The organism is Cupriavidus sp. UGS-1, from assembly GCF_021213615.1.
Taxonomy (GTDB): domain Bacteria; phylum Pseudomonadota; class Gammaproteobacteria; order Burkholderiales; family Burkholderiaceae; genus Cupriavidus.
In genome coordinates this window covers 298,700-323,911 of sequence record NZ_JAJQJF010000001.1, presented here as the reverse complement: position 1 = coordinate 323,911, position 25,212 = coordinate 298,700, and the positions used below count along the sequence as shown (strand labels likewise).

Genomic DNA, 25,212 nt, shown 5'->3' with positions numbered 1-25,212 from the left:
TTCTGCCAGCGCGGCACTGTAGTTTTTACAGGCCACATTTCGGGGCTTGTCATATCGGCAAGCGGCTTCCCGGCCGCAATCGTGCTCGGCGCCTTGCCCGGCAAGGGGAGGCTCTGCCGGCGCGTCGGTGCTTGTCCGACGCGCCGGTATATTGGCACGCGCTTCGCATCAGTGCCCGGACTGTCCTTCGCCTCCGACGAGCCAATCCGTGCGCATCTGCCAGATCGATCCGAATTTTGTCCACCAGGCCAATGACGGCGCCCTCGGGGCCCTGGCCCGGGCCAAGGCGCTCGGCTTCGATCATGTGCTGCTGACAGGCGCCTCCGCGTTGCATACCCCGCCCGACACGCTGGCCGCGCTCGCGGCCCACTGCCGGGCGCAAGGGCTGGCCTGCCTGCTGGAGCTCGCGCTGGACCGCTATCCCGACGGCGCCGCGCCGATCGATCCGCTCTGGCGGCACGACGGCGCGATGCCCGATCCGCGCGATACCGACAACCATCTGCCTGGCACACGGCTGCGCTGGCACGACGAGGGGGTCGCTGCCGCGCTGGTGTCGTGGTGGACCGAGCGGCTGCAGGGACTGGCCGAGCTCGATATCGCCGGCTATGTGTGCCGCGCGCCGGCCCGCGTGGCGGGACGGCACTGGGCCAGGCTGAGCGCCGCGTTGAAGGGCGCCGGTGACACAAGCGTGAGCGGCAGCCACACGGGCGCACGGCGCCCGCCGCTGATGCTGGCGTGGACGCCCGGCACCAGCCCGGCGCAACTGGCCGATCTGAGCGGCGGCGGCTTCGATGGCGCCTTCTGCTCGCTGCCGTGGTGGGACTACCGCAGCCCCTGGCTGACCGAGGAAATCGCCCGGCTGCGGCCCTTCGGCGCGGTGCTGGCCGCACCGGCGATCCAGGCCCGCGGCCTCGACGCGCTGGCGGCGCGCCGCGCGCTATGGACCGCGGCCGCGCTGGGAGACGGCATCCTGGTGCCGGCCGGCTTCGAATGCGGCGGCGATTGCGAGGAGGACCCACAACGTGACCAGCCCTACGACCAGCCGGGCTCCCGCGATGGCGATGCCGACCAGGGCCTGAGCTACGACCTGTCGCACGAACTGATCCATGCCAACGCCTGGATCGCCGCGCGCGGTCCGGCCCCGGCGCTGGCCGTGCGCCAGTTGAGCGGCGCCGATGGCGCGCTGATCGCGCTGGCGCGCTTGCCGATGCCCGCCGCCGGCGCGCCGCTGCCGCTGGCCATCGTGATCAATCCCGATACGCAGCAGCCCGCCAGCCTCGGGGCCGATCGCATCCTCAGCGCCCTGCCGCATGGCGCGGGCACGCTGCTGGCGGCCGACGGCGGACCCGGCGGCGGCGTGGAGGCGGGCACGCTGCTCGATGCGCTGGACAACATCACGCTGGCCCCGGCCGGCGTGCAGCTGTTCCATGCCGCCCCGTCGGCGGCGCTCGCCGAGCCGGCCCGGCGCGAAGGCAAGCGCTTCGGCGCGTCGGTGCGCGCCGCACTGGAGCGCAGCGTTGCCGCCGCCGTACAGGCGCCGCGCATCGCCATCGAGAACGTCGCGCCCGCCTGCGACAACGGCCGCTTCGCGGTGCGCCGCGTGACCGGCGAGCGCGTCGAGGTCAGCGCCGACATCTGGATGGATGGCCACGACAAGCTCGCCGCCGTCGTGCTGTGGCGCGGCCCCGGCGAGGAAAGCTGGCACGAGGCGCCGATGGCGCCGACCGTCAACGACCGCTGGGTCGGCAGCTTCGCGCTGACCGCGCTGGGCCGGCACGAATTCACCGTCGAGGCGTGGCACGATGCATTCGCCACCTGGTGCGACGAGGTCACCAAGAAGAAGCAGGCCGGGGTCGACGTGACGCTGGAAATCGAGGAAGGCGCGCGCCTGGTCGCCAATACGCTGCGGCACGGCCGCAGCGGCGAGCGCGACGCCACGCGCGCGCTGCGCGACGTCGCCGCGGAACTGGAGGCGGCCGCCGGCGACGACCTGCGCCGGCTGGAGATCCTGCTGTCGCCGCATACCCGCACGCTGATGCAGGCGGCCGATCCGCGCCACTTCGCCACGCGCCATCCGGTCGCGATGCCGGTCGAGGCCGACCGGCTGGCGGCGCGCTTCGCCAGCTGGTACGAGCTGTTCCCGCGTTCGCAGAGCGGCGACGCCGAGCGCCACGGCACCTTCGACGACGTGATCGAACGCCTGCCGGCGATCCGCGCGATGGGTTTCGACGTGCTGTACTTCCCGCCGATCCATCCGATCGGCCGCGCCAACCGCAAGGGCCGCAACAACAGCCTGCGCGCCGCGCCGGACGATCCCGGCAGCCCGTACGCGATCGGCTCGCCCGAGGGCGGCCACGACGCGATCCACCCGCAACTGGGCACGATCGAGGACTTCCGCCGGCTGCGCGCGGCCAGCGCCGAGGCGGGGCTCGAGCTGGCACTCGACTTCGCGATCCAGTGTTCGCCCGACCATCCGTGGCTGCGCGAGCATCCCGAATGGTTCGCGCACCGGCCCGACGGCTCGCTGCGCTATGCGGAAAATCCGCCGAAGAAATACGAGGACATCGTCAACGTCGACTTCTACGCCAAGGGCGGCGCCGCCCCTGCGCTGTGGATCGCGCTGCGCGACGTCGTGATGTTCTGGGTCAACGAGGGCGTGCGCATCTTCCGCGTCGACAACCCGCACACCAAGCCGCTGCCCTTCTGGGAATGGATGATCGCCAACGTGCGCGAGCGCCATCCCGACACCATCTTCCTGGCCGAGGCCTTCACGCGGCCGAAGATGATGGCGCGGCTGGCCAAGCTGGGCTTCAGCCAGTCGTACACCTACTTCACCTGGCGCAACCACAAGCGGGAGCTGATCGAGTACATGACCGAACTGACGCGCTCGCCGCTGCGCGAATATTTCCGGCCGCACTTCTTCGTCAACACGCCCGACATCAACCCCTACTTCCTGCACGACTCGGGACGGCCCGGGTTCCTGATCCGCGCCGCGCTGGCGACGCTGCTGTCCGGGCTCTGGGGCATGTATAACGGCTTCGAGCTGTGCGAAGGCACGCCGCTGGTCGTCAACGGCGTGACCAAGGAGGAGTATCTGGATTCGGAGAAGTACCAGCTGCGCGCCTGGGACTGGAACCGGCCCGGCAATATCGTTGCCGAAATCACGCGGCTGAACCAGATCCGCGCCAGCCATCCGGCGCTGCAGAACCACCTCGGCCTGCGCTTCCTGCACGCGAGCGACGACGCGGTGCTGTACTTCGCGCGCTATGTGCCGACCTCGCACGATGCGGACGCCGGCTTCGGCGACGACGTGCTGCTGGCCGCGGTGAACCTGGACCCGCGCGCGGTGCGCGAGGCCGATATCGAACTGCCGCTGTGGGAATGGGGCCTGCCCGATCACGGCGCACTGGCCGCCGAGGATCTGATGCACGGCCATCGCTTCCAGTGGCAAGGCAAGCATCAGCGCATCCGGCTCGATCCGCATGCGCTGCCGTTCGCCCTCTGGCACGTCAAGCCAAGACGCGAGGAGTCTGCATGAAGCGCCTCTCCGAGCGCGGCAGCACCGCGCTGCTGAACGCCGATCCGCTGTGGTACAAGGACGCGGTCATCTATCAGCTGCACATCAAGTCGTTCTACGACGCCAATGGTGACGGGGTCGGCGACTTCGCCGGTCTGCTGGCGAAGCTCGACTACCTGGTCAGCCTCGGCGTCGACACGATCTGGCTGCTGCCCTTCTATCCCTCGCCGCGCCGCGACGACGGCTACGACATCGCGGACTACCGCAACGTCCATCCGGAATACGGCACGCTGGCCGAAGTGCGGCGCTTCATCGCCGCCGCGCATGCGCGCGGGCTGCGCGTGATCACTGAGCTGGTGATCAACCACACCTCCGACCAGCATCCGTGGTTCCAGCGCGCGCGCCATGCCAAGCCGGGCTCGGCCGCGCGCAATTACTACGTCTGGTCCGACACCGACCAGGCCTACAGCGGCACGCGCATCATCTTCTGCGACACCGAGAAGTCCAACTGGAGTTGGGACCCCGTGGCCGGGGCGTACTTCTGGCACCGCTTCTATTCGCACCAGCCGGACCTGAACTTCGACAATCCGCTGGTGTTGCGCGACGTGCTGTCGGTGATGCGGTTCTGGCTCGATATGGGCATCGACGGGCTGCGGCTCGACGCGGTGCCCTATCTGGTCGAGCGCGAGGGCACCAGCAACGAGAACCTGCCCGAGACCCATACGGTGATCCGCCAGATCCGCAAGCATCTGGACGACCACTACCAGGGCAGGCTGCTGCTGGCCGAGGCCAATATGTGGCCCGAGGACGCGCAGCAGTACTTCGGCGGCGCGCCGGCCACCGGCGAGCGGCCCGCGCACGGCGACGAATGCCACATGGCCTTTCACTTCCCGCTGATGCCGCGCATGTACATGGCGATCGCGCGGGAGGACCGCTTCCCGATCACCGACATCATCCGCCAGACCCCGGAGATTCCGCCGAACTGCCAGTGGGCGATCTTCCTGCGCAACCATGACGAGCTGACGCTGGAGATGGTGACGAGCAGCGAGCGCGACTACCTGTGGGAGGTCTATGCGTCGGACCGCCGCGCGCGCATCAACCTGGGCATCCGCCGGCGGCTGGCGCCGCTGATGGAGCGCGACCGCCGCCGCATCGAGCTGATGAACAGCCTGCTGTTCTCGATGCCGGGCACGCCGGTGATCTACTACGGCGACGAGATCGGCATGGGCGACAACATCCACCTGGGCGACCGCGACGGCGTGCGCACGCCGATGCAGTGGTCGCCCGACCGCAACGGCGGCTTTTCGCATGCCGATCCGGAAAGGCTGGTGCTGCCGCCGCTGCAGGGCCCGCTATACGGCTACGAGGCGGTCAACGTCGAGGCGCAGTCGCGCGACACCCATTCGCTGCTCAACTGGATGCGCCGCATGCTGGCGCTGCGGCGCCAGCACCGCGCGTTCGGCCGCGGCAGCTTCCGCTTCCTGTTCCCCGGCAACCGGAAAATCCTGGCCTATCTGCGCGAATACGAGGGCGAGCACATTCTTTGCGTGGCCAATCTGTCGCGCGCGCCGCAGGCGGTCGAGCTGGACCTGTCCGAATTCGAAGGCCGGGTGCCGGTCGAGATGCTCGGCGCGACCCCGTTCCCGGCAATCGGCCAGCTGACCTATCTGCTGACGCTGCCGCCCTATGGCTTTTACTGGTTCGTGCTGTCCACCGAGGCGCAGCCGCCGTCCTGGCACGTCGACGCGCCGCAGCAGATGCCCGAGCTGATCACGCTGATCATGCAAAACACCGCGCAAGCCGACCTGACCGAAGCGTCGCGTCGCATCCTGTCGAACGAAGTGCTGCCGGACTACATCGCGCGGCGCCGCTGGTTCGGCGCCAAGAGCGAGAAGATCCAGGGCGTCACCATTGCCTACGCGGTGCCGTTCGGCGCCGCCGCGCCCGGCGAAGCGATCTATCTGTCCGAGGTCGAGGTCGCGCTGAAAGAGCGCAGCGAGTGCTACCAGCTGCCGGTCAGCGTGCTGTGGGACCACGACGCGCCCGGCGCGAGCGTGCCGCAACTGGCGCACGGGCTGGCGATGGCCCGCGTGCGCCGCGGCAGCCGGGTCGGCCTGGCCACCGACGGCTTCGTCGTCGAACGCTTCGCCCGTGAGGTGGTCAAGGCGCTGCGCGCCGGCACGGAGATCGCCACGCCGCGCGGGCAGATCCACTTCCGCGGCGGACCGGGCCTGGCGGCGCTGGCGCTGGAGGACGATCCGGTCCAGTGGATGTCGGCGGAGCAGTCCAACAGTTCGCTGTCGTTCAACAACTCGGCGGTGCTCAAGCTGGTGCGCCGCGTCTCCGGCGGCATTCATCCGGAAGCCGAGATGACGCGCTACCTGACCGAGCAGGGCTATGCCAATGCCGCCGCGCTGCTCGGCGAAGTGGTACGCACGGGCGCCGACGGCACGCCACATACGCTGATGCTGCTGCAGGGCTACATCCTGAACCAGGGCGACGGCTGGAACTGGACGCTGGACTATATCGGCCGCGCGATCGACGATGCGCTGCCGATGGAGAACGAGAACGGCGACGACGAGTTCACCGAGGCGATGCACGGCTTCGCGGCGATGGCGGCGACGCTGGGCCGGCGCCTGGCCGAGTTGCACGCGGTGCTGGCGCGGCCGAGCGACGACGAGGCCTTCACGCCGGTGCCGGCGGGCGAGGCGCAGGTGCGCGAGTGGACCGACGACGCGATGGCCGCGCTGGACACCGCGCTGCAGCTGATCGGCGCCGGCGCCGGCCAGCCGCCGCAGGGCGCGATCGGCGAGCGCTACCGCGCCGACGTGCAGGCGGTGCTCGACAGCCGCGAACGGCTGCCCGACCTGGTCGCCGCGCTGGCCGCGGCAGCGCCGGGCAGCCTGCAGACGCGCATTCACGGCGACCTGCATCTGGGCCAGGTGCTGATCGCGCAGAACGACACCTACATCATCGACTTCGAGGGCGAGCCGGGCCTGCCGCTGGCCTACCGCCGCCGCAAGACGTCGCCGCTGCGCGACGTGGCCGGCATCCTGCGCTCGTTCGACTATGCCGCCGCGACGGTCGGCACCGACCGCAGCGAGCGCACCCATTCGGCGCTGCCGCCGGCGCAGGCCGAGCGGCGCGAGGGGCTGCTCGAGCGCTTCCGGCAGACCGCCACCGACGCCTTCCTCGGCGGCTACCGCGAGGTGGCCGAGACCGCGCTGCACCCGTGGGTCGCCCCCGGCCAGATGCAGCCGCTGCTCGATCTGTTCCTGCTCGAGCGCGCCGCCTACGAGGTCAAGTACGAGGCCGACAATCGGGTGACGTGGATCGACCTGCCGGTGCACGGCCTGGCGCGGCTGATCCGTACGCTGACCGGCGCGCCCGCCGGCACTGCGGGGCCGCCGGCCTCGCCGCCCCCGCCCCCTCACGTCTGAGACGCAACCATGGTCACCATGACTTCCTCCGGCCCCGCGTCGACGCGGGGCCAGCACGGGCAATCGGAACACACCGCCGCCCAATACGACGCCCTGCTGGGCGCGCGGCATGCCGATCCGTTTTCGCTGCTCGGTCCGCACCGGGAGGGCGATCGGATGGTGGTGCGTGCCTGCCTGCCCGGCGCGCAGTCGGTCGCGCTGGCCGACAACGTCGGCAACGCGATCGGTCCGATGCAATGCATCCACGCCGGCGGCATCTTCGCCGGCACGCTGCCCGACAGGCTGGGCCGGCGCGATTACCGGCTCGATATCACCTGGGGCGACGGCACCCGCCAGCTGAGCGCCGATCCATATTCGTTCGACCTGCTGCTCGGCGAGCTGGACCTGCACCTGATCGGCGAGGGCCGGCATTTCGAACTCGGCCGCTGCCTGGGCGCGCAATGGATGACGGTCGACGGCATCGAGGGCGTGCGCTTCGCGGTGTGGGCACCGAACGCCAGCCGCGTTTCGGTCATCGGCGACTTCAACGGCTGGCATCCGGCGCGCCATCCGATGCGGCTGCGCTACGGCGCCGGCGTATGGGAGCTGTTCGTGCCGGCCGGGCTCGGCGTGCAGCCCGGCAGCCGCTACAAGTTCGACCTCAGCGACGCCAACGGCCATCCGCTGCCCGACAAGGCCGATCCGCTGGCGCTGGCCACCGAGCTGCCGCCAGGCACCGCGTCGGTGGTCACGCAGGCCGGCGTCTCCGCGCCGCCGTTCGGCTGGACCGACCAGGCCTGGATGAGCCGCCGCTCGAGCCAGGACCCGTATTCGGCGCCGATGTCGATCTACGAGGTCCATGCCGGCTCGTGGCTGCGCGAGGTCAACGATCCTTCGCGCGGATGGGAGATCCTGGCCGAGCGCCTGATCCCCTATGTGCGCGACCTGGGCTTTACCCATATCGAGCTGTTGCCGATCACCGAGCATCCGTTCGGCGGCTCCTGGGGCTACCAGCCGCTGTCGCTGTTCGCGCCCACCGCGCGCTTCGGGCCGCCGCAGGCCTTTGCCGCCTTTGTCGACCGCTGCCACGAGGCCGGCATCGGCGTGATTCTCGACTGGGTACCGGCGCACTTCCCGACCGATCCGCACGGCCTGGCGCAGTTCGACGGCACCGCGCTGTACGAGCACCAGGACCCGCGCGAGGGCTTCCATCAGGACTGGAACACGCTGATCTACAACCTCGGCCGCAACGAGGTGCGCGGCTTCCTGCTGGCCAGCGCGCTGCACTGGCTGCGCGAGTTCCATATCGACGGGCTGCGCGTCGACGCGGTCGCCTCGATGCTGTACCGCGACTACAGCCGCAAGGCCGGCCAGTGGGTGCCGAACCGCTTCGGCGGACGCGAGAACCTGGAAGCGGTGTCGTTCCTGCGGGAGCTGAACACCGTGGTGCGCGAACGCTGCCACGGCGCGATGACGATCGCCGAGGAGTCGACCGCGTGGCCGGGCGTGACCGCGCCGGTCGACAGCGGCGGGCTGGGCTTCACCTTCAAGTGGAACATGGGATGGATGCACGACACGCTGCGCTATCTGTCGCACGATCCGGTGCACCGCGCCTGGCATCACCAGGACATGACGTTCGGCATGGTCTACGCGTGGTCAGAGGCTTTCGTGCTGCCGCTGTCGCATGACGAGGTGGTGCACGGCAAGGGCTCGCTGATCAACAAGGCGCCGGGCGACCACTGGCAGAAGCTGGCGAACCTGCGCGCGTATTTCGGGTTCATGTGGACCCACCCCGGCAAGAAGCTGCTGTTCATGGGCGGCGAGCTCGCGCAATGGCTCGAATGGAACCACGAGAGCGCGCTCGACTGGGCGCTGCTCGACCATCCCAGCCATCGCGGCATGCAGATGTTGATCCGCGACCTGAACCGCGTCTATCGCGAGCTGCCCGCGCTGCACGCCTGCGACCACGATCCGGGCGGCTTCAGCTGGGTGATCGGCGACGACAGCCATAACAGCGTGTTCGCCTATCTGCGCCGCGCGGCGCCTGACAGCGGCGACGTGGTGCTCGCGGTGGTCAACATGACGCCGGTGCCGCGGCCCGACTATCGGCTCGGCGTGCCGCATGCCGGACGCTGGCAGGAAATCCTCAATACCGATGCCGCCTGCTATGGCGGCAGCAATGTCGGCAACGGCGGCGAACTGTTCGCGCAGGCCGAGCCGTCGCATGGGCTGCCCGCCTCGCTGTCGCTGACGCTGCCGCCGCTGGCGACGCTGCTGCTGCGCCATCTGCCCGACTAGGAGGGTCCTGCTTGTCGCGTTCCCCGATCGCCAGCACGCTCCTTCCCGGCAAACCCTACCCGCTCGGCGCCCACTGGGACGGCCTCGGAATCAACTTCGCGGTGTTCTCGGCCAACGCCACCAGGGTCGAGCTGTGCCTGTTCTCGCGCAACGGCCGCAAGGAGCTGGCACGGCTGACGATGCCCGAATGCACCGACGAGGTCTGGCACGGCTATCTGCCGCACGCCGCGCTCGGCACGGTCTACGGCTATCGCGTGCACGGCCCGTATGAACCGCACCACGGCCATCGCTTCAATCCCGCCAAGCTGCTGCTGGACCCCTATGCGCGCAAGCTGACCGGCCCGCTGCGCTGGGCCGATGCGCTGTTCGGCTACCGGCTGCAGAGCCCGCGCGCCGACCTGACGCCGGACCGTCGCGACAGCGCGCCGATGATGCCCAAGGCGATCGTCGTCGACGAGAGCTTCCATTGGGGGGACGACCGGCCGCCGGCGGTGCCGTGGGAACGTACCGTCATCTACGAAGCGCACCTGCGCGGGCTGTCGATGCGGCGCGAGGACCTGCTGCCGCATCAGCGCGGCACCTTCGCCGCGCTGGCGGACCCGCGCTTCGTCGATCATCTGCATCACCTTGGCGTGACGACGATCGAGCTGCTGCCGATCCACGCCTTCCTGCAGGACCGCTTCCTGGTACAGCGGGAACTGCGCAACTACTGGGGCTACAGCACGCTGAGCTACTACGCGCCCGAGCCGGCCTATCTGAGCGGCGGCGAGCTCAACGAGGTCAAGGTGGCGATCCGCCGGCTGCACGCAGCCGGCATCGAGGTGATTCTCGACGTGGTCTACAACCACACCTGCGAAGGCAACGAGCTGGGTCCGACGCTGTCGTGGCGGGGACTGGACAACGCCAGCTACTACCGGCTGGTGCCGGGCGACGAGCGCCATTACATCAACGACACCGGCTGCGGCAACACGCTGAACCTGTCGCATCCGCGCGTGCTGCAGATGGTGCTCGACTCGCTGCGCTACTGGGTCCAGTGCTACCACGTCGACGGCTTCCGCTTCGACCTGGGCAGCACGCTCGGCCGCGAGGGCAACGGCTTCGATCCGGGCGCCGGCTTCTTCGACGCGGTGCTGCAGGACCCGGTGCTGTCGCGCGTCAAGCTGATCTCGGAGCCGTGGGATCTCGGTCCGGGGGGCTATCAGGTCGGCAACCAGCCGCCAGGCTTCGCCGAATGGAACGACAAGTTCCGCGACACGGTGCGGCGCTACTGGCGCGGCGACCCCGGCCAGCGCGGCGATCTGGCCGCGCGGCTGACCGGTTCGGCGGACCTGTTCGACCGGCGCCACCGCAAGCCCTGGGCCTCGATCAACTTCGTCACCGCGCATGACGGCTTCACGCTGGCGGATCTCGTCAGCTACGCCACCAAGCACAACGAGGCCAACGGCGAGGACAACCGCGACGGCACCGACGACAACGCCAGTGCCAACTGGAGCCCCGACGGCACGGTGGAAGGCCCGACCGACGATCCGGCCATCCTTGCCACCCGCAGCCAGGTCGCGCGCGCGATGATGGCCACGCTGCTGCTGTCGCAAGGCACGCCGATGCTGACCGCCGGCGACGAGTGGCTGCGCACGCAACAGGGCAACAACAACGCCTACTGCCAGGACAACGAACTGTCGTGGCTGAACTGGGACGAGGCGCGCACGCCGACCGGGCGCGGCATGGTCGAATGCGTGCGCCGGCTGCTGGGCCTGCGCGCGCGGCTGCCCGCCTACGCGGAACGCCACTTCCTGCACGGTCGTCAGGAATTCGCACCGGGTCTTCACGATATCGGCTGGTTCGGCGTCGACGGCCAACCGCTGACGCCCGAACAGTGGTCCAATCCCGAGGAGCGGACGCTGGCGCTCAGGCGCGCGACGCGCGACGCCGACGGTCAGGTCCATGTGACGGTGCTGCTGCTGAACGCCGGCACCGAGCCGGTCGAATACCGGTTGCCGCCGCCGGCGCTGATCTGGTCCCGGTTGTTCGACAGCGCCCGGCCGGAGCTGCCCGAAGCGCCGCTCGATCACCCGGTCCAGCCCGTCGCGCCGCACGCCGCGGTGCTGCTGGCCGCCACGCTGGCGCCGTCGGGGCCGTCGTAGCGGACGGACCCGGTTCAACGGCCATCCTTGCCATCGTCCGCCATCCCGACCAGCCAGCCACAAAGGAGTCTCACCATGCCGCGCCAAGCCAATCCCGATGCCGCGCTCGCATCGCTGCATCTGCTCGCCCAGCGCGCCGGCCTGCTGGTCCACTGGCAGGATGCCCAGGGGCGCGAACGCGTGGTCCCCGAGGCATCGCTGCGGGCCGTGCTCGAACGGCTGGAGCTGCCCTGCAAGACCATCGGCCAGTGCGAGGCCTCGCGCGCCCGGATGCTGGCCGACGATGCCGCCACCGCGCTGGCGCCGCTGCTGACGGCCGACCAGGGCAAGCCGATCCGCGTGCCGCTCGTCCATACCCGGCAGGAGCAGCCGTTCCGGCTCGAACTGGAAGACGGCAGCGTGCAGACCGGCGTCGCGCGGCGCGATGCGCACGGCGCGCTGATCGTGCCGGCGGTGCAGAGCCATGGCTACCATCGGCTGCTGATGGGCGACATCGAGGTCAAGGTGGCCGTCGCGCCATTGCGCTGCTTCGGCGTGCAGGACGCGCTGCGCGGCATCGGCCTGTCCGAGCAGGAGCGGATCAGCCGCAAGCCTTGGGGCCCGTCCGTGCAGGTCTACGGCCTGCGCCGCGGCGCGCCGGCCGGCATCGGCGACCTGAGCGCGCTGGCGATGTTCGCCGAAGCGGCCGCCCGCGAAGGCGCCGACGCCGTCGCCATCAGTCCGCTGCACGCCGGCTTTGCGGCCTTTCCCGAACGCTACAGCCCTTATTCGCCGTCCAGCCGGCTGTTCCTGAACGTGCTCTATGCCGACCCGGCGCCGGTGTTCGGCCAGGCGGCGGTGGCGCGCGCGATCTCGGCGCTGCAGCTGGGCGGCGTGATGCAGACGCTGGAATCGAAGGCCGAGATCGACTGGCCGGCGGTCGCGCAGGCGCGGCTGAAGATCACGCGCTGGCTATGGGAGCACCGCGACCAGTTGCTGCCCGCCGACGCCGCCGACGATCTGGCGAAATTCCGCAGCAATGGCGGCACGCCGCTGCTGGCGCACGCCGCCTTCGAGGCGCTGCAGGCCCAGCACGTGGCGCAGGCCGGCACCCGCGCCGAGTTGCAGGTGGCCGGCGACTGGCGGCGCTGGCCCGTCACGCATCGCTCGCCGCAGGACGCGGCGCTGTCGGCCTTCGCCAGCGCCTGTCCCGACGAGATCGGCTATCACGTGTTCCTCCAATGGCTGGCCGACGACGGCCTGCGCGCCGCGCAGCGCAGCGCCCGCGATGCCGGCATGGCGATCGGCCTGATCGGCGACCTGGCGGTCGGCACCGACCCCACCGGCAGCCATGCCTGGACCCGGCAGAACGAGATGCTGCAGGGGTTTTCCGCCGGCGCCCCGCCCGACGTGTACAACGCGCTGGGGCAGAGCTGGGGCATCACGGTGTTTTCGCCGCGGGGCCTGCGCCGGCACGGCTACACCGGCTTCATCGAGATGCTGCGGGCCAACCTCGCGCATGTCGGCGGGCTGCGCATCGACCACGCGCTCGGGCTGGCGCGCGTCTGGCTGGTGCCCGAAGGCATGCCGCCGGAATCCGGCGCCTATCTGCGCTACCCGATGGACGACCTGCTGCGGCTGATCGCCCTCGAATCGTGGCGCCATCGCGCGATCATCATCGGCGAGAACCTCGGCACGGTGCCGGACACCTTCAACACCACGCTGGCCGAGCGCGGCATGCTCGGCATCGACGTGCTGTGGTTCGAGCGCGCGCAGCCGGAGGGCGAAGCTGGCGGCAAGGGAAAAAAGGCGGACAAGGCCGAGGAGGTGGACGAGGGGGACGAGGCGGACGCAGGCCCCGCGGCGTTCGTGCCGCCCGAGCGCTGGCCGACCAACGCGGTCGCGACCTCCACCACGCACGACCTGCCGACCATCGCCGGCTGGTGGGCGGGGCAGGACATCACGTGGCGCGCGCGCCTGGACCAGCTTGGCCCGGATGTCACCGAGGCCAGCGCGCGCGCCGAGCGCGCCCGCGACCGGCAGGCGCTTTGGCAGGCGCTGTGCGAGGCCGGGCTCGCCAAGGGCGAGGCGCCCGACCCCGACCGCGCGCCGGTGGCCACGATCCTTGCCTGGCTGTCGCGCACCCGCACGCCGCTGCGGCTGGTGCCCGTCGAGGACCTGCTGGCCGACGTCGAACAGCCCAACCTGCCGGGCACCACCAGCGGCCATCCGAACTGGCAGCGCCGGCTGCGCTTTGATGTACAGGCGCTGTTCAGCCAGCCGGGCGTGCAGCGGCGCATCGACGCGCTGCGCACGGGGCGTGCGCCGAAGGGCTGAGTCGCGGACGGCGTCCCCTGGCGCGCGGTTTGCATGGCACGGTCGAAACGATTGCGATCTGCAAACACAAGGTCTGACCGTGCGAACCGTACTCGTCGTGGACGACGATCCCGCCGTAGCCCATGCCATGGCCAGCGCCCTGAGCCGCGCGGGATTTACCGTCGAGTTGGCCGAAGATGGACTGGCCGGCTTCGATGCCGCACAGCGGCTGCACCCGTCGGTGGTTGTCACCGACTGGGTCATGCCGCGCGGCGACGGCGCCTTGCTGTGTCATCTGCTGCTCGGCGACGCGTCGCTAAGTCATACACCGATTGTCGTTTTCACCAGCATCCAGACGCTGCCCGAGGTGCCGAATCCGATCGTGCGCTACTGCCGCAAGCCCTGCGCGCCGGACACGCTGATCCGCACGATCGACGAACTGCTCGAACAGAGCTAGGCCGAGGCGCCAGCGCCCTGACGCCCTTGCCCCGAATCCGCTAACCGCGCTCGCCGGCCGCCGCGCCCTGCGCTTCGAGCAGCGCCAGCAGCCGGGTCTCGTCCATGCTCAGCGCCGCGACCGAGCGGCGGCACTGCACGCAGGCCGCCATGCTGTCGTTCATATAGGCGTCGACCACGGTCGGGTGGACATAGCACTGCCGGCATACCGCGACCGTATTGCGCAGCCGCCGGGCCACGATCTTGATCGTCGCGGCGACCGCGCGCTTGCGGGCAGCCTCCGACTCGGCCGCCGGCGCCTTGCGCAGTTCGGCCAGCGCATGGACGCTGCCGGCCCAGGTGCGGAAGTCCTTGGCGGTGAAGTCCTCGCCGGCCAGTTCGCGCAGGTACACGTTGACATCGTCGGAACCGACCTCGCGCAGCTGGCCGTCCTCGTCGCGGTACTTGAACAGATGCTGGCCCGGCAGGTCCGCGCAGGTGCGCACCAGCCGCGCGAGCTGGCGATCCTGCAGCGTCACGTCATGCTCGACGCCGCTCTTGCCGGTAAACAGGAAGCGCAGCCGGCTGCCGCGCACCTGCACATGGCGGCGGCGCAGCGTGGTCAGGCCGTAGGTGCGGTTCTGGCGCGCGTAGCGCCGGCTGCCGACCCGCACCAGCGTGGCGTCGAGCAGCAGCAGCACGGCGGCCAGCACCTTCTCGCGCGGAATGCCGTTGCGCTGCAGGTCGCGCCGCGCGCGCCGGCGCAGCCGCGGCAACGCGCGGCCGAATGCCAGCAGGCGGTCGTACTTGTTCTCGTCGCGCAGTGCGATCCAGGCCGGGTGGTAGCGGTACTGCTTGCGGCCGCGGGCGTCGCGGCCGGTGGCCTGGATATGGCCGCGCGGATCGGGACAGATCCAGACGTCCTGGTAGGCGGGGGGAATCGCCAGCGCATCGATGCGGGCGATGGTGTCGCGATCGCGGATGCGGGTGCCGTCGGGGGCGAAGTAGGCGAAGCGGCCGCGCAGCTGGCGCCGGGTAATGCCGGGCCCGGTGTCGTTGACATAGCGGACGCCGCGCGGCATTGCGTCGCGCGCCGCCGCGGTCGTTGCCGCGGCCGCTGCCGTGGTCCCTGCTGTCGTCCCTGCCGTCACGCTGTCGGCGGCTGGCGTCGAAGCGCGCATCGTGTCTCCCCTCTCCGCCCTTCCCCTCCGGCGCCGTGTCGAGCCGTCGTTGCGCCGTTGTCCGGGATGGCATTCCGACATTAGTCCGGGGCGGCGCCCGATGCATCCCGCCGCTAGCGCAATCGTTTGTAGGAAACGGACGACATCGACGCCGGTGTTCCCCCTCTCCCGCTGAGGGGAGAGGGCCGGGGAGAGGGCCGGGGAGAGGGTCGGGCAGAGGGAATCGGGCGGCAGGATGGCTGGTGACGTTGCGGATCGGCCGCCCTACCTCTCCCCCAACCCCTCTCCCGCCAGCGGGAGAGGGGAGCCGACCGCATCCCGCATCAGATCTAACCGTTTTCTACAAACTCACCAATAATTGGCAAAACCGCCAGGGCGCCGATGCCCGTCTGGTCAAGCAAAACGCGCTTACCGACGGCAAGGTACGTCTCTTGCAGCTGTTTGCGGTTTTCCAACCGGAGGACCGCCATGCCGCAAGCCGCCCGGGCGCAGCTCACCGAAACCATGCCCCCAGACAGCCACGAGGACACTCGCACCGCGATGTCGGGCGCGACCATCCGCCGCGCCTTCCTCGATCACGTCTTCTATACGCAGGGCAAGCTGCCCGGCCTTGCCAGTCCCAACGACCTGTATCAGGCGCTCGCCCATACGGTGCGCGACCGGCTGGTGCAGCGCTGGATCAGTACGGCGGAGACCTATCTGGGCCAGCCTTCGCGCACGGTCGCCTATCTGTCGGCCGAATTCCTGCTGGGCCCCCACCTGGGCAACAACCTGGTCAATCTGGGCATCTTCGACGAGGTCAAGGAAACCATGGCCGAGCTCGGCCTGGATCTCGACACGGTGCTGGCACAGGAACTGGAGCCGGGCCTGGGCAACGGCGGCCTGGGCCGGCTGGCGGCCTGCTTCCTCGATTCGCTGGCGACGATGCAGATCCCCGCGCTCGGCTACGGCATCCGCTACGAGTACGGCATCTTCCATCAGTCGATCATCGACGGCATGCAGGTCGAGAGCACCGACACCTGGCTGCGCCACGGCAATCCGTGGGAGATCCAGCGCTCCGAATGGGCGGTCCAGGTCAAGCTGGGCGGCCAGACCGAGCACTACACCGACGATCGCGGCCACTATCGGGTCCGCTGGGTGCCGGCCAAGACGGTGGTCGGCGTGCCCTTCGACTCGCCGATCCTTGGCTATCGCGTCAACACGGTCAACACATTGCGGCTATGGCGGGCGGAGGCGACCGAGGCGTTCGACTTCGGCGTGTTCAATCGCGGCGACTATCTTGGCGCCGTCAGCAAGAAGGTGACCTCGGAGAACCTGACCAAGGTCCTCTACCCCAACGACGAGACCGAGCAAGGCAAGGAGCTGCGCCTGGAGCAGCAATATTTCTTCGTGTCCTGTTCGTTGCAGGACATGCTGCGGCTGCTCGACGCGCATGGCATTCCCGTCACGCGCTTTCACGAGAAGTTCGCCGTGCAGCTGAACGACACCCATCCGGCCATCGGCATCGCGGAACTGATGCGGCTGCTGGTCGACGAGCACGATGTGGCCTGGGACGAAGCCTGGGAGATCACCCGCCGAGCCTTCGCCTATACCAACCACACGCTGCTTCCCGAAGCGCTGGAAATGTGGCCGCTGCCGCTGTTCCAGCGCACGCTGCCGCGCCATCTCGAAATCATCTACGAGATCAACGCGCGCTTTCTGCACGAGGTCCGGATCCGCTTCTTCGGCGACGAGTCGCAGCTGTCGCGCCTGTCGCTGATCGACGAACGCGGCCAGCGTCATGTGCGGATGGCGCATCTTGCCTGCGTCGGCAGCCATACCATCAACGGCGTGGCCGAGCTGCATTCGCGGCTGATGCGCGAGGACGTACTGAAGGACTTCTACGCCATGTGGCCGGAGAAGTTCACCAGCATCACCAACGGCGTCACACCGCGCCGCTGGCTGGCCCTGTCCAATCCCAGGCTGGCGCGGCTGGTGTGCGAGTCCATCGGCGATGGCTGGATCGGCGACCTGGAAAAACTGCGCGAGCTGGAACCGTACGCCGACGACACCGGCTTTCGTGACCGGTGGCAGGCGGCGCGGCGCGAGAACAAGGAAGACCTGGCGCGGCTGGTGCGCGAGACCACCGGCGTCGTCGTGGATCCGGCGTCGATGTTCGACGTGATGGTCAAGCGCATCCACGAGTACAAGCGCCAGCATCTGGCGGTGCTGCACATCGTCGCGCTGTACCACCGGATCAAGTCCGATCCAAACGCCGACATCGTGCCGCGCACCTTCCTGTTCGCCGGCAAGGCGGCCCCGGGCTACCACTACGCCAAGCTGATGATCCGGCTGATCACCTCCGTCGGCGACGTGATCAACCGCGACCCGCAGGTCCGCGACCGGCTCAAGGTGGTGTTCCTGCCGAACTTCAATGTGACCTATGGGCAGAAGATCTATCCGGCCGCCGACCTGTCCGAACAGATCTCGCTGGCGGGCAAGGAGGCGTCCGGCACCGGCAACATGAAGTTCGCGATGAACGGCGCGATCACGATCGGCACGATGGACGGCGCCAATATCGAGCTGCGCGACGCGATCGGCGCCGATCACTTCTTCCCGTTCGGGCTGTCGGCCTCGGAGGTCTACGCGCTGAAGGCCGCCGGCTACCGGCCGGCCGCCTGCTACGAGAGCCATGCCGAGCTGCGCGCGGTGATCGACCTGATCGCCCAGGGGTTCTTCTCGCGCGGCGATCCGTCGGTGTTCCAGCCGATCTTCGGCGGACTGCTGCAGCACGACCCCTACATGCTGCTGGCCGACTTCGCCTCCTATCTGCATTGCCAGCAGGACGTGTCCACTGCGTTCACCGACCAGACGCGCTGGCAGCGGATGTCGGTGCTGTCGTGCGCGCGCTCGGGGCGTTTTTCGTCTGATCGTGCGATTCGCGAGTATTGCGAGCGGATCTGGCGCGTCGAGCCGGTGCCGGTGCCGCTGCTGCATCGCGCCGCGATGAGCACCGCGGGCACCCGCCACAAGGGCGGCCCGGGCATGTAGTTCTTACACCGGCCGGCGGAGCCTTTACGCAGCGCTTGTTTCAACAGTTACGAACCAGTTACGCAAACCGTTGAACGCAAAGCCTTTGCGAAACTCACGCCACGCTGGCATGCCATTCGCATGGCTCCAACGCTTCACGCGCCGGGGCCTCGCGACAACGCTCCGCAAGTGAAGTGCAACAGCGGCGGTGCAGCCCGACCGCCGCCCCACCACCAGCGCATTCAGAATGGCGGAGATCAACTTGAACACGAACGTGCTATTCGTGGCGGCCGAGGCCATGCCCTTGGCCAAGACAGGCGGCTTGGGAGATGTCGTCAGCGGGCTGGCCCGCGCCCTGCAGCAGCGGGGCCTCGATGTCACGATCTTGATGCCGGGCTATCCGCAGGCCCTGGCCGGCGCCGTGGGGCTGCGCAGCCTCGGCGCGTTGAAGCTTGCCGAGAGCGCGCCCGGGCTGGCGCTGGCACCCGGGCATAGCGCGATGCGGCTGATGCTCGGCCGAATGCCGGGAAGCAACGTGCAGGTCGCCCTGCTCGATTGCCCGTCGTTCTACGATCGCGCCGGCACGCCGTACACCGACCCGACCGGGCGCGACTTTGCCGACAACCCGCAGCGCTTCGCGGCGCTGGCGCATGCGGCCACCGCGATTGCCGCGGGCCGCACACCGTTGCCGATGCCCGCGGCCGTGCACGCGCACGACTGGCATGCCGGGCTGACGCCGCTGCTGATGCGCGCCGCCGGGCTGGACACGCCGAGCATCCTGACGATCCATAACCTGGGCTTCCAGGGCATTTTCCCGCTGTGCCTGGCGCGGCAGCTCGGCTTGCCGGACGACTGCCTGACCTCCGACGGCGTCGAGTTCTGGGGCAAGCTCAATTTCCTGAAGGCAGGCATCCGCTACGCCGACCGCGTCACCACGGTCAGCCACAACTATGCGCAGGAGATGCTGACGCCGCAGTTCGGCCACGGGCTGGAAGGACTGCTGCAGGCCCGGCGCGATGTGCTGGGCGCGATCCCGAACGGCATTGACACCGAGGACTGGGACCCGGCCAGCGACGATCTGCTGCCGCACTGCTATACGTCCAATTCGATGGCCGGCAAGCGCGCCTGCAAGGCGGCGCTGCAAAACCGCTTCGGGCTGCCGGCCGATCCCGCCGCGCCGCTGGTCGCGATGGGCAGCCGGCTGACCCATCAGAAGATGGCCGATGTCGCGCTCGGTGCCATCGAACGCGCGCTGCAGGCCGACGACACCGTGCAGTTCGCGGTGCTCGGCTGTGGCGACGCCGCGATCGAGCGCGGCTTCGAGGCGCTGGCCGCGCGCTATCCCGAGCGCGTCGGCGTGTCGATCGGCTACCGCGAGGAAACGGCGCATCTGCTGCACGCGGGCGCCGACGTGCTGCTGCACGGCAGCCGCTTCGAGCCCTTCGGGCTGACCCCGGTCTATGCGATGCGCTACGGCACGGTGCCGGTCGCCTCGCGCGTCGGCGGCCTGGTCGATACCGTGCGCGACGCCGGCCACGGCTCGACCCCGCGGCCTGGCGCCACCGGCTTCCTGTTCGACGGCGAGACCGTCGAGGCGATGAGCGCGGCGATCGAGCGCGCGCTGCAATGGCTGCGGCGGCCGCGCGCGTGGAAGGTGCTGCAGCGCGCCGGCATGCAGTCGCTGTTCTGCTGGACCCGGCCGGCCGAGCAATACCTGTCGCTGTACAGCGCGCTGTCGCCTGCGCTGGCATCGGCGCTGGCGATGCAGCGCGCCACGCAGTGCGCAGCAGAGGTGGCGCAGGCCGAATCCGCGCAGCCGCAACGCGTCCCGCAGCGCGCGCCGCGCTCCACGCCGGCCATCGCTTCCGCGATGGCGCCGGTCATGGCGCCGGAGCCGGCGCCAGAACTGGCGATCCAGGCCTCGCCGTCGCGGCGGCGCAGCCGGAGCGCACGCGTCGACCGCGGCGCGGCTCCCGCGCAGGCCGGTGCGACTGCCAACAACGGCGGGTTCGGCGATGCGCTGCCGACGGCGGCCGCCTGATGTCCCAAGCCGGCGGGACGGCACGGTGCGCGGGCCGCGCGCCGTCGCCGCTGCCGCCGCCCGCCTTTCATCGATACGGAAATCATCATGAGCGTAGAGCCGAATCCCGCTGCCGCGGCGGCCGCGGCCCAGCCGCGCGGCGGCTGGGAAACGTTGGGCACCGCGCCGGCGGCCGCGCCGCTGGGCAGCGCGCCTGAAGCGGCGCCGGCCAGCCAGCCGCGCTTCGGACCGTTGCGGCTGGCCGACGGCCGCACCTGCTTCCGGCTGTGGGCGCCCGATATGGCGGCCGAGGGCGAGATTCCCCGGCTCGAGATCCACGACGCCGGCCCGGTGCTGATGACGCCGGCCGCCGACGGCTGGTTCGAGGCCACCGTGGCCTGTTGCGAAGGCGCGCGCTACTGGTTCCGTCTTGGCGACGGCACCATCGTGCCGGACCCCGCGTCGCGCGCGCAGGCCGGCGACGTGCACGGCGCCAGCGTGGTCGTCAATCCGGCCGCCTATCAGTGGTGCCATCCGTACTGGCAAGGCCGGCCCTGGCACGAAGCCATCATTTATGAAATGCACGTCGGCCTGTGCGGCGGCTACGCCGGCGCGGCGCGCGAACTGCCGCGGCTGGCGGCGCTCGGCTTTACCGCGGTCGAGCTGATGCCGCTGGCCGAGTTTCCCGGCAGCCGCAACTGGGGCTATGACGGCGTGCTGCCGTTCGCGCCGGAATCGAGCTACGGCACGCCCGACCAGCTGCGGGCGCTGATCGATGCGGCGCACGGCCTGGGCATGATGGTGCTGCTCGATGTGGTCTACAACCACTTCGGCCCCGAGGGCAACTATCTGCCGCGCTACGCCAGCGCCTTCTTCCGCGAGGATGTGCGCACCCCCTGGGGCCCGGCCATCGACTTCCGCCGCCAGGAAGTGCGCGACTTCTTCACCGAGAACGCCAGCTACTGGCTGCAGGACTTCCGCTTCGACGGTCTGCGGCTCGATGCGGTGCACGCCATCGCCGACGAGGGCTGGCTGGCCGAACTGGCGCCCACGCTGCGGCAGCGCTGCGCCGGCCGCCAGATTCATCTGGTGCTGGAGAACGACAACAACGATGCCGCGCTGCTCGCCGGCGGCTACGACGCGCAGTGGAACGATGACGCGCACCACGTGCTGCACGTGCTGCTGACCGGCGAACACGACGGCTATTACGCCGACTATGGCGCGGTGGTCGCGCCCGAATTCGGCGCCGGCGCCGATGCCGCGCATCGCGCCGATTCCGGCAGCCATCCCGGTCCGGACTACGGCCGCGCCTATGACCAGGACGCGGCACCGCGGGGCGACCACCAGCCGCTCGGCCCCACCACCCGCCATCTGGCGCGCGTGCTGGCCGAGGGCTTCGCCTATCAGGGCGAGGCGTCGCCGCATCGCACGCGCGAATCGGGCGGCGACAAGCCCGTCCATCGCGGGCAGCGCAGCGCCGACCTGCCACCGACCGCGTTCATCAGCTTCCTGCAGAACCACGACCAGATCGGCAATCGCGCGTTCGGCGAGCGCATCACGGCGCTGGCCAAGCCGCGCCCGCTGCGCGCCGCGATCGCGCTGCAGCTGTTGTGTCCGCAGATCCCGATGGTGTTCATGGGCGAGGAAGGCGGCACGCAGACGCCCTTCCTCTACTTCACCAGCCATCCGCCGGAACTGGCCGATGCGGTGCGCGAAGGGCGCCGCCGCGAGTTCGGCTCGATGGCGGGCTTTGCCGACGGCGCGCGCGCGGACAGCATTCCGGACCCGAATGCGCCGACCACCTTCGAGGCATCGCGGCCCGAGTTCGACCCCGACGGTGAATACGCGCAGTACTACAAGTCGCTGATCACGCTGCGCCGGCGCGAGCTGTTGCCGCGCTTGCCCGGCACGCGCTGCGAAGGCGCCGCCGTGCTCGGCGACGCGGCGGTGCGTGCCAGCTGGCGCCTGGGCGACGGCGCGCTGCTGACGCTGTGGGCCAATCTCGGCGACGCCGTCGTTTCCTGCGGCGACGCGCCGCAAGGCGAGCTGCTGGCCGAGAGCGAGCCCGGCGCCGCCCGTCTGCTCGAAGCGGGCACGCTGCCCGCCGGCGCCACGGTCGCCTATCTGCAATCCGGGCAGCAGCAACCATCCGTCAATACCACCGGCTGAACGCCGCACGCTTGCCACCATGTCGTCAGCCCCAGCCAACGCGTCACACCCCGGCGCTGCTCACCCGGCCCCGCACACTGTCGATCATGCTGCCGACCGCGGCAACACCATCGTGCCGCGCGCCACCGCAAGGCTGCAGCTGCATGCCGGCTTCACCTTCGCCGACGCCGAGCGCCAGGTCGACTATCTGGCCTCGCTCGGTGTCAGCCATCTGTACCTGTCGCCGATCTTCGCGGCCAAGCCGGGATCGACGCACGGCTACGACGTGACCGACTTCCAGCGGATCAACCCCGAGCTCGGCGGAGACGCCGGCTTCCGGGCGCTGGCCGGACGCGCGCGCGCCGCGGGGCTCGGTGTGATCATCGATATCGTGCCCAACCATATGGCGGCCAGCTCGACCCACAACCGCTGGTGGGCCGACGTGCTGGCGCGCGGCGCGGAGAGTCCCTACGCCGGACACTTCGATATCGACTGGCATTCGCCCGACCCCGAACTGCATGGCAAGGTATTGCTGCCGATCCTTGGGCGCCCGTATTGGGAGACGCTGCAGGCGGGCAAGATCGCCGTCCGCAGCGACGGGCAGCGTCATTGGCTGCAGTACGGCGAGCACGAGGTACCGTTGTCCGACGAGTCGATGGCCGCGTTCGACGCCAGCGGCGACAGCAGCAGCGGCAACGGCAGCGGCTTCGATACGGCGACGCCCGGCGGCCTCGAGCGGCTGCACGCGCTGCTCGAGCAGCAGAACTATCGGCTAGCCTGGTGGCGCACCGCGGCGGACGAACTGAACTGGCGGCGCTTCTTCGAGGTCAGCGAGCTCGTCGCGGTGCGGGTCGAGCAGCCGCAGGTGTTCGACGACGTGCATGCGCTGGTGCTGCGGCTCGCGCGCGATGGCCTGATCGACGGCGTGCGCGTCGATCATGTCGATGGCCTGGCCGACCCCGGCGGCTATTGCCAGCAACTGCGCGGGCACCTGAATGCCGCGATGGCGGCGCGCGGCGCACGGCCCTGGATCGTGATCGAGAAGATCCTGGCCGAGCACGAGACGCTGCGCACCGAATGGCAGATCGACGGCACCACCGGCTACGACTTCATGGACGAGGTCGGCGCGGTGCTGCACGACGGCGCCGGTGAAACGGCACTGACCACGCTGTGGCAGCAGGTCAGCGGCGACAGCCGGGAATACGGCGATCAGGTGCGCGAGGCGCGCCGCCATCTGCTGTCGCGCTTCCTCGTCACCGAATTCGAAGGTGCCTGCCGTCGTCTGCACGCGTGCGCCCGCGCCGAGCCCGCCACGCGCGACTTGACGCTGGCGAGCTGGCGCCGCGCGCTGGCCGCGCTGCTCGAACCGCTGGAGGTCTATCGCACCTATCTGGGCGAACACGCGTGGTCGCGCGAGGATCGGCTGCGGCTGGAGACCGCCGCCGAACTGGCCCGCCGCGCGGTCCGTCCGGACGACACCGCGACCGTCGATCGGCTGCTGGCCTGGCTGTGCGCGGGTCCGCACGCCAGCGCCGGGCTGCGCGAAGCGCGCGCCCGCGTGCAGCAGCTGATGCCGCCGCTGGCTGCCAAGGCCGCCGAAGACACGATGTTCTACCGCTACGGCCGGCTGCTGTCGCGCAACGAGGTCGGTAGCCACCCCGCCACGCTGGCGATGCCGCCGGATCGCTTCCATGCCCGCATGACGGTGCGCGCGCAGGTCTGGCCGCACGCGATGCTGGCGACCGCGACCCACGATCACAAGCGCGGCGAGGACATGCGGATGCGGCTGGCGGTGCTCAGCGAGCTCGCGCCGGAATGGCAGGCGGCCGTCGCCGAGTGGGAGGCACGGGCGTTGCGGCTGGCCGGTTCCGCCGAGCGCGCCGGTCCCGATGGCGCCGACCGGCTGATGCTGTACCAGACGCTGGTGGGCATGTGGCCACCCGAACTGCCCGCCGACCGCGATGCCGGCGACCCGGCCGTGCAGGCGCTGCTCGAGCGCGTCGGCGCGTGGCAGATCAAGGCAGTGCGCGAAGCGAAGCGGCACGGCCACTGGACGCGGCCCGACGAAGCCTACGAGCAGGCCTATGCGGGACTGCTGCAGGCGATGGCGCACAGCGATCTGCTCGGCAACGTGGCGCGTTTCGCGCAGCGCATCGCCCCGGCCGGCGCGCTGAACAGCCTGGCGCAGACGCTGCTGCAGCTGACGGCGCCCGGCGTCCCCGACCGCTATCAGGGCACGGAGGGCTGGGACTTCAGCCTCGTCGATCCCGACAATCGCCGCCCGGTCGACTACGACGCGCTGCGGGCGGCGCTCGCCTGCACCGCGGGCTGGCAGAGCTGGCTCGAGCAATGGCGCGACGGCCGCATCAAGGTACAGCTGGTGCGCGCACTGTTGGCCGCGCGGCAGGAACAGCCGGCGCTGTTCCGCGACGGCGGCTATCGGCAGCTGCATGGCGAAGGACCGGCGGCGTCGCATCTGCTGGCGTTCGAGCGGCGCCACGGCGACGATCGCGTGATCGCGATCACCGCGCGGCTCGCGGCACGGCTGGTGCAGGACCGGCCGGCGATTGCGCAGGCGGCATGGGGCGACACGCTGCTGTGCGTCGGCGAGCCCGGCGCCAGCCGCTGGACCGATGCGCTGACCGGCCGCACGCTGTCCGCGCCCAATGGCCGGCTGCGCGTCGCCGACGTGCTCGATCCGCTGCCGGTCGCGCTGCTGCGCCGTACCGGTTGATCGGCAGCGGGCGGG

Annotated in this window: 11 protein-coding genes; 10 read left to right on the top strand and 1 reads right to left on the bottom strand. The window is 70.1% G+C overall.

Translation table 11 applies throughout. The features are described 5' to 3' along the window. Positions 1–208 precede the first annotated feature (208 nt). The 6 genes from LRR16_RS01380 to LRR16_RS01355 all read left to right on the top strand — a co-directional run bounded on the left by LRR16_RS01380 (position 209) and on the right by LRR16_RS01355 (position 14,127). The gene (locus LRR16_RS01380; RefSeq protein ID WP_232204563.1) at positions 209–3,538 is read left to right on the top strand and encodes an alpha-1,4-glucan--maltose-1-phosphate maltosyltransferase; all 3,330 of its coding nucleotides are present in this window, start codon (positions 209–211) and stop codon (positions 3,536–3,538) included. Continuing rightward, the gene (treS, locus tag LRR16_RS01375; RefSeq protein WP_232204562.1) at positions 3,535–6,957 is read left to right on the top strand and encodes a maltose alpha-D-glucosyltransferase; all 3,423 of its coding nucleotides are present in this window, start codon (positions 3,535–3,537) and stop codon (positions 6,955–6,957) included. The genes LRR16_RS01380 and treS overlap by 4 nt, the downstream gene beginning before the upstream one ends. A gap of 9 nt (positions 6,958–6,966) precedes the next feature. After that, positions 6,967–9,234 carry a 1,4-alpha-glucan branching protein GlgB gene (gene glgB, locus LRR16_RS01370; RefSeq protein WP_232204561.1) on the top strand — a complete coding sequence of 756 codons (2,268 nt, stop codon included), beginning with the start codon at positions 6,967–6,969 and terminating at the stop codon, positions 9,232–9,234. Between the two features lie 11 nt (positions 9,235–9,245). Further along, entirely contained in the window at positions 9,246–11,375 is a 2,130-nt protein-coding gene (gene glgX / locus LRR16_RS01365; protein WP_023263416.1) for a glycogen debranching protein GlgX, read from the top strand. Positions 11,376–11,450: 75 nt separating this feature from the next. Then, positions 11,451–13,691 carry a 4-alpha-glucanotransferase gene (gene malQ / locus LRR16_RS01360; RefSeq protein ID WP_232204560.1) on the top strand — a complete coding sequence of 747 codons (2,241 nt, stop codon included), beginning with the start codon at positions 11,451–11,453 and terminating at the stop codon, positions 13,689–13,691. A 79-nt stretch (positions 13,692–13,770) separates the two neighbouring features. Then, entirely contained in the window at positions 13,771–14,127 is a 357-nt protein-coding gene (locus tag LRR16_RS01355) for a response regulator (protein ID WP_172682431.1), read from the top strand. Positions 14,128–14,167: 40 nt separating this feature from the next. On the opposite strand, the gene LRR16_RS01350 is transcribed toward LRR16_RS01355, so the two are convergent. After that, a complete protein-coding gene (locus LRR16_RS01350; RefSeq protein ID WP_232204712.1) occupies positions 14,168–15,187 on the bottom strand; it encodes a DNA topoisomerase IB in 1,020 nt (339 codons plus the stop codon). A gap of 639 nt (positions 15,188–15,826) precedes the next feature. Between LRR16_RS01350 and LRR16_RS01345 the strand changes: the two genes are divergently transcribed. The 4 genes from LRR16_RS01345 (at position 15,827) to treY (ending at position 25,197) form a co-directional block, all read left to right on the top strand. Next, positions 15,827–18,316 (top strand): glycogen/starch/alpha-glucan phosphorylase, encoded by a 2,490-nt coding sequence (locus LRR16_RS01345; protein WP_370646743.1) that lies wholly within the window; start codon positions 15,827–15,829, stop codon positions 18,314–18,316. A gap of 241 nt (positions 18,317–18,557) precedes the next feature. Continuing rightward, complete coding sequence (glgA, locus tag LRR16_RS01340; RefSeq protein ID WP_232204558.1) at positions 18,558–20,336, top strand: glycogen synthase GlgA; 1,779 nt, start codon at positions 18,558–18,560, stop codon at positions 20,334–20,336. 87 nt (positions 20,337–20,423) lie between these two features. Further along, a complete protein-coding gene (locus tag LRR16_RS01335) occupies positions 20,424–22,484 on the top strand; it encodes an alpha-amylase family glycosyl hydrolase (RefSeq protein WP_232204557.1) in 2,061 nt (686 codons plus the stop codon). 19 nt (positions 22,485–22,503) lie between these two features. After that, positions 22,504–25,197: a malto-oligosyltrehalose synthase gene (treY, locus tag LRR16_RS01330; RefSeq protein WP_255673987.1), complete on the top strand. Its 2,694-nt coding sequence runs from the start codon at positions 22,504–22,506 to the stop codon at positions 25,195–25,197. The last annotated feature ends 15 nt before the right edge of the window (positions 25,198–25,212 follow it).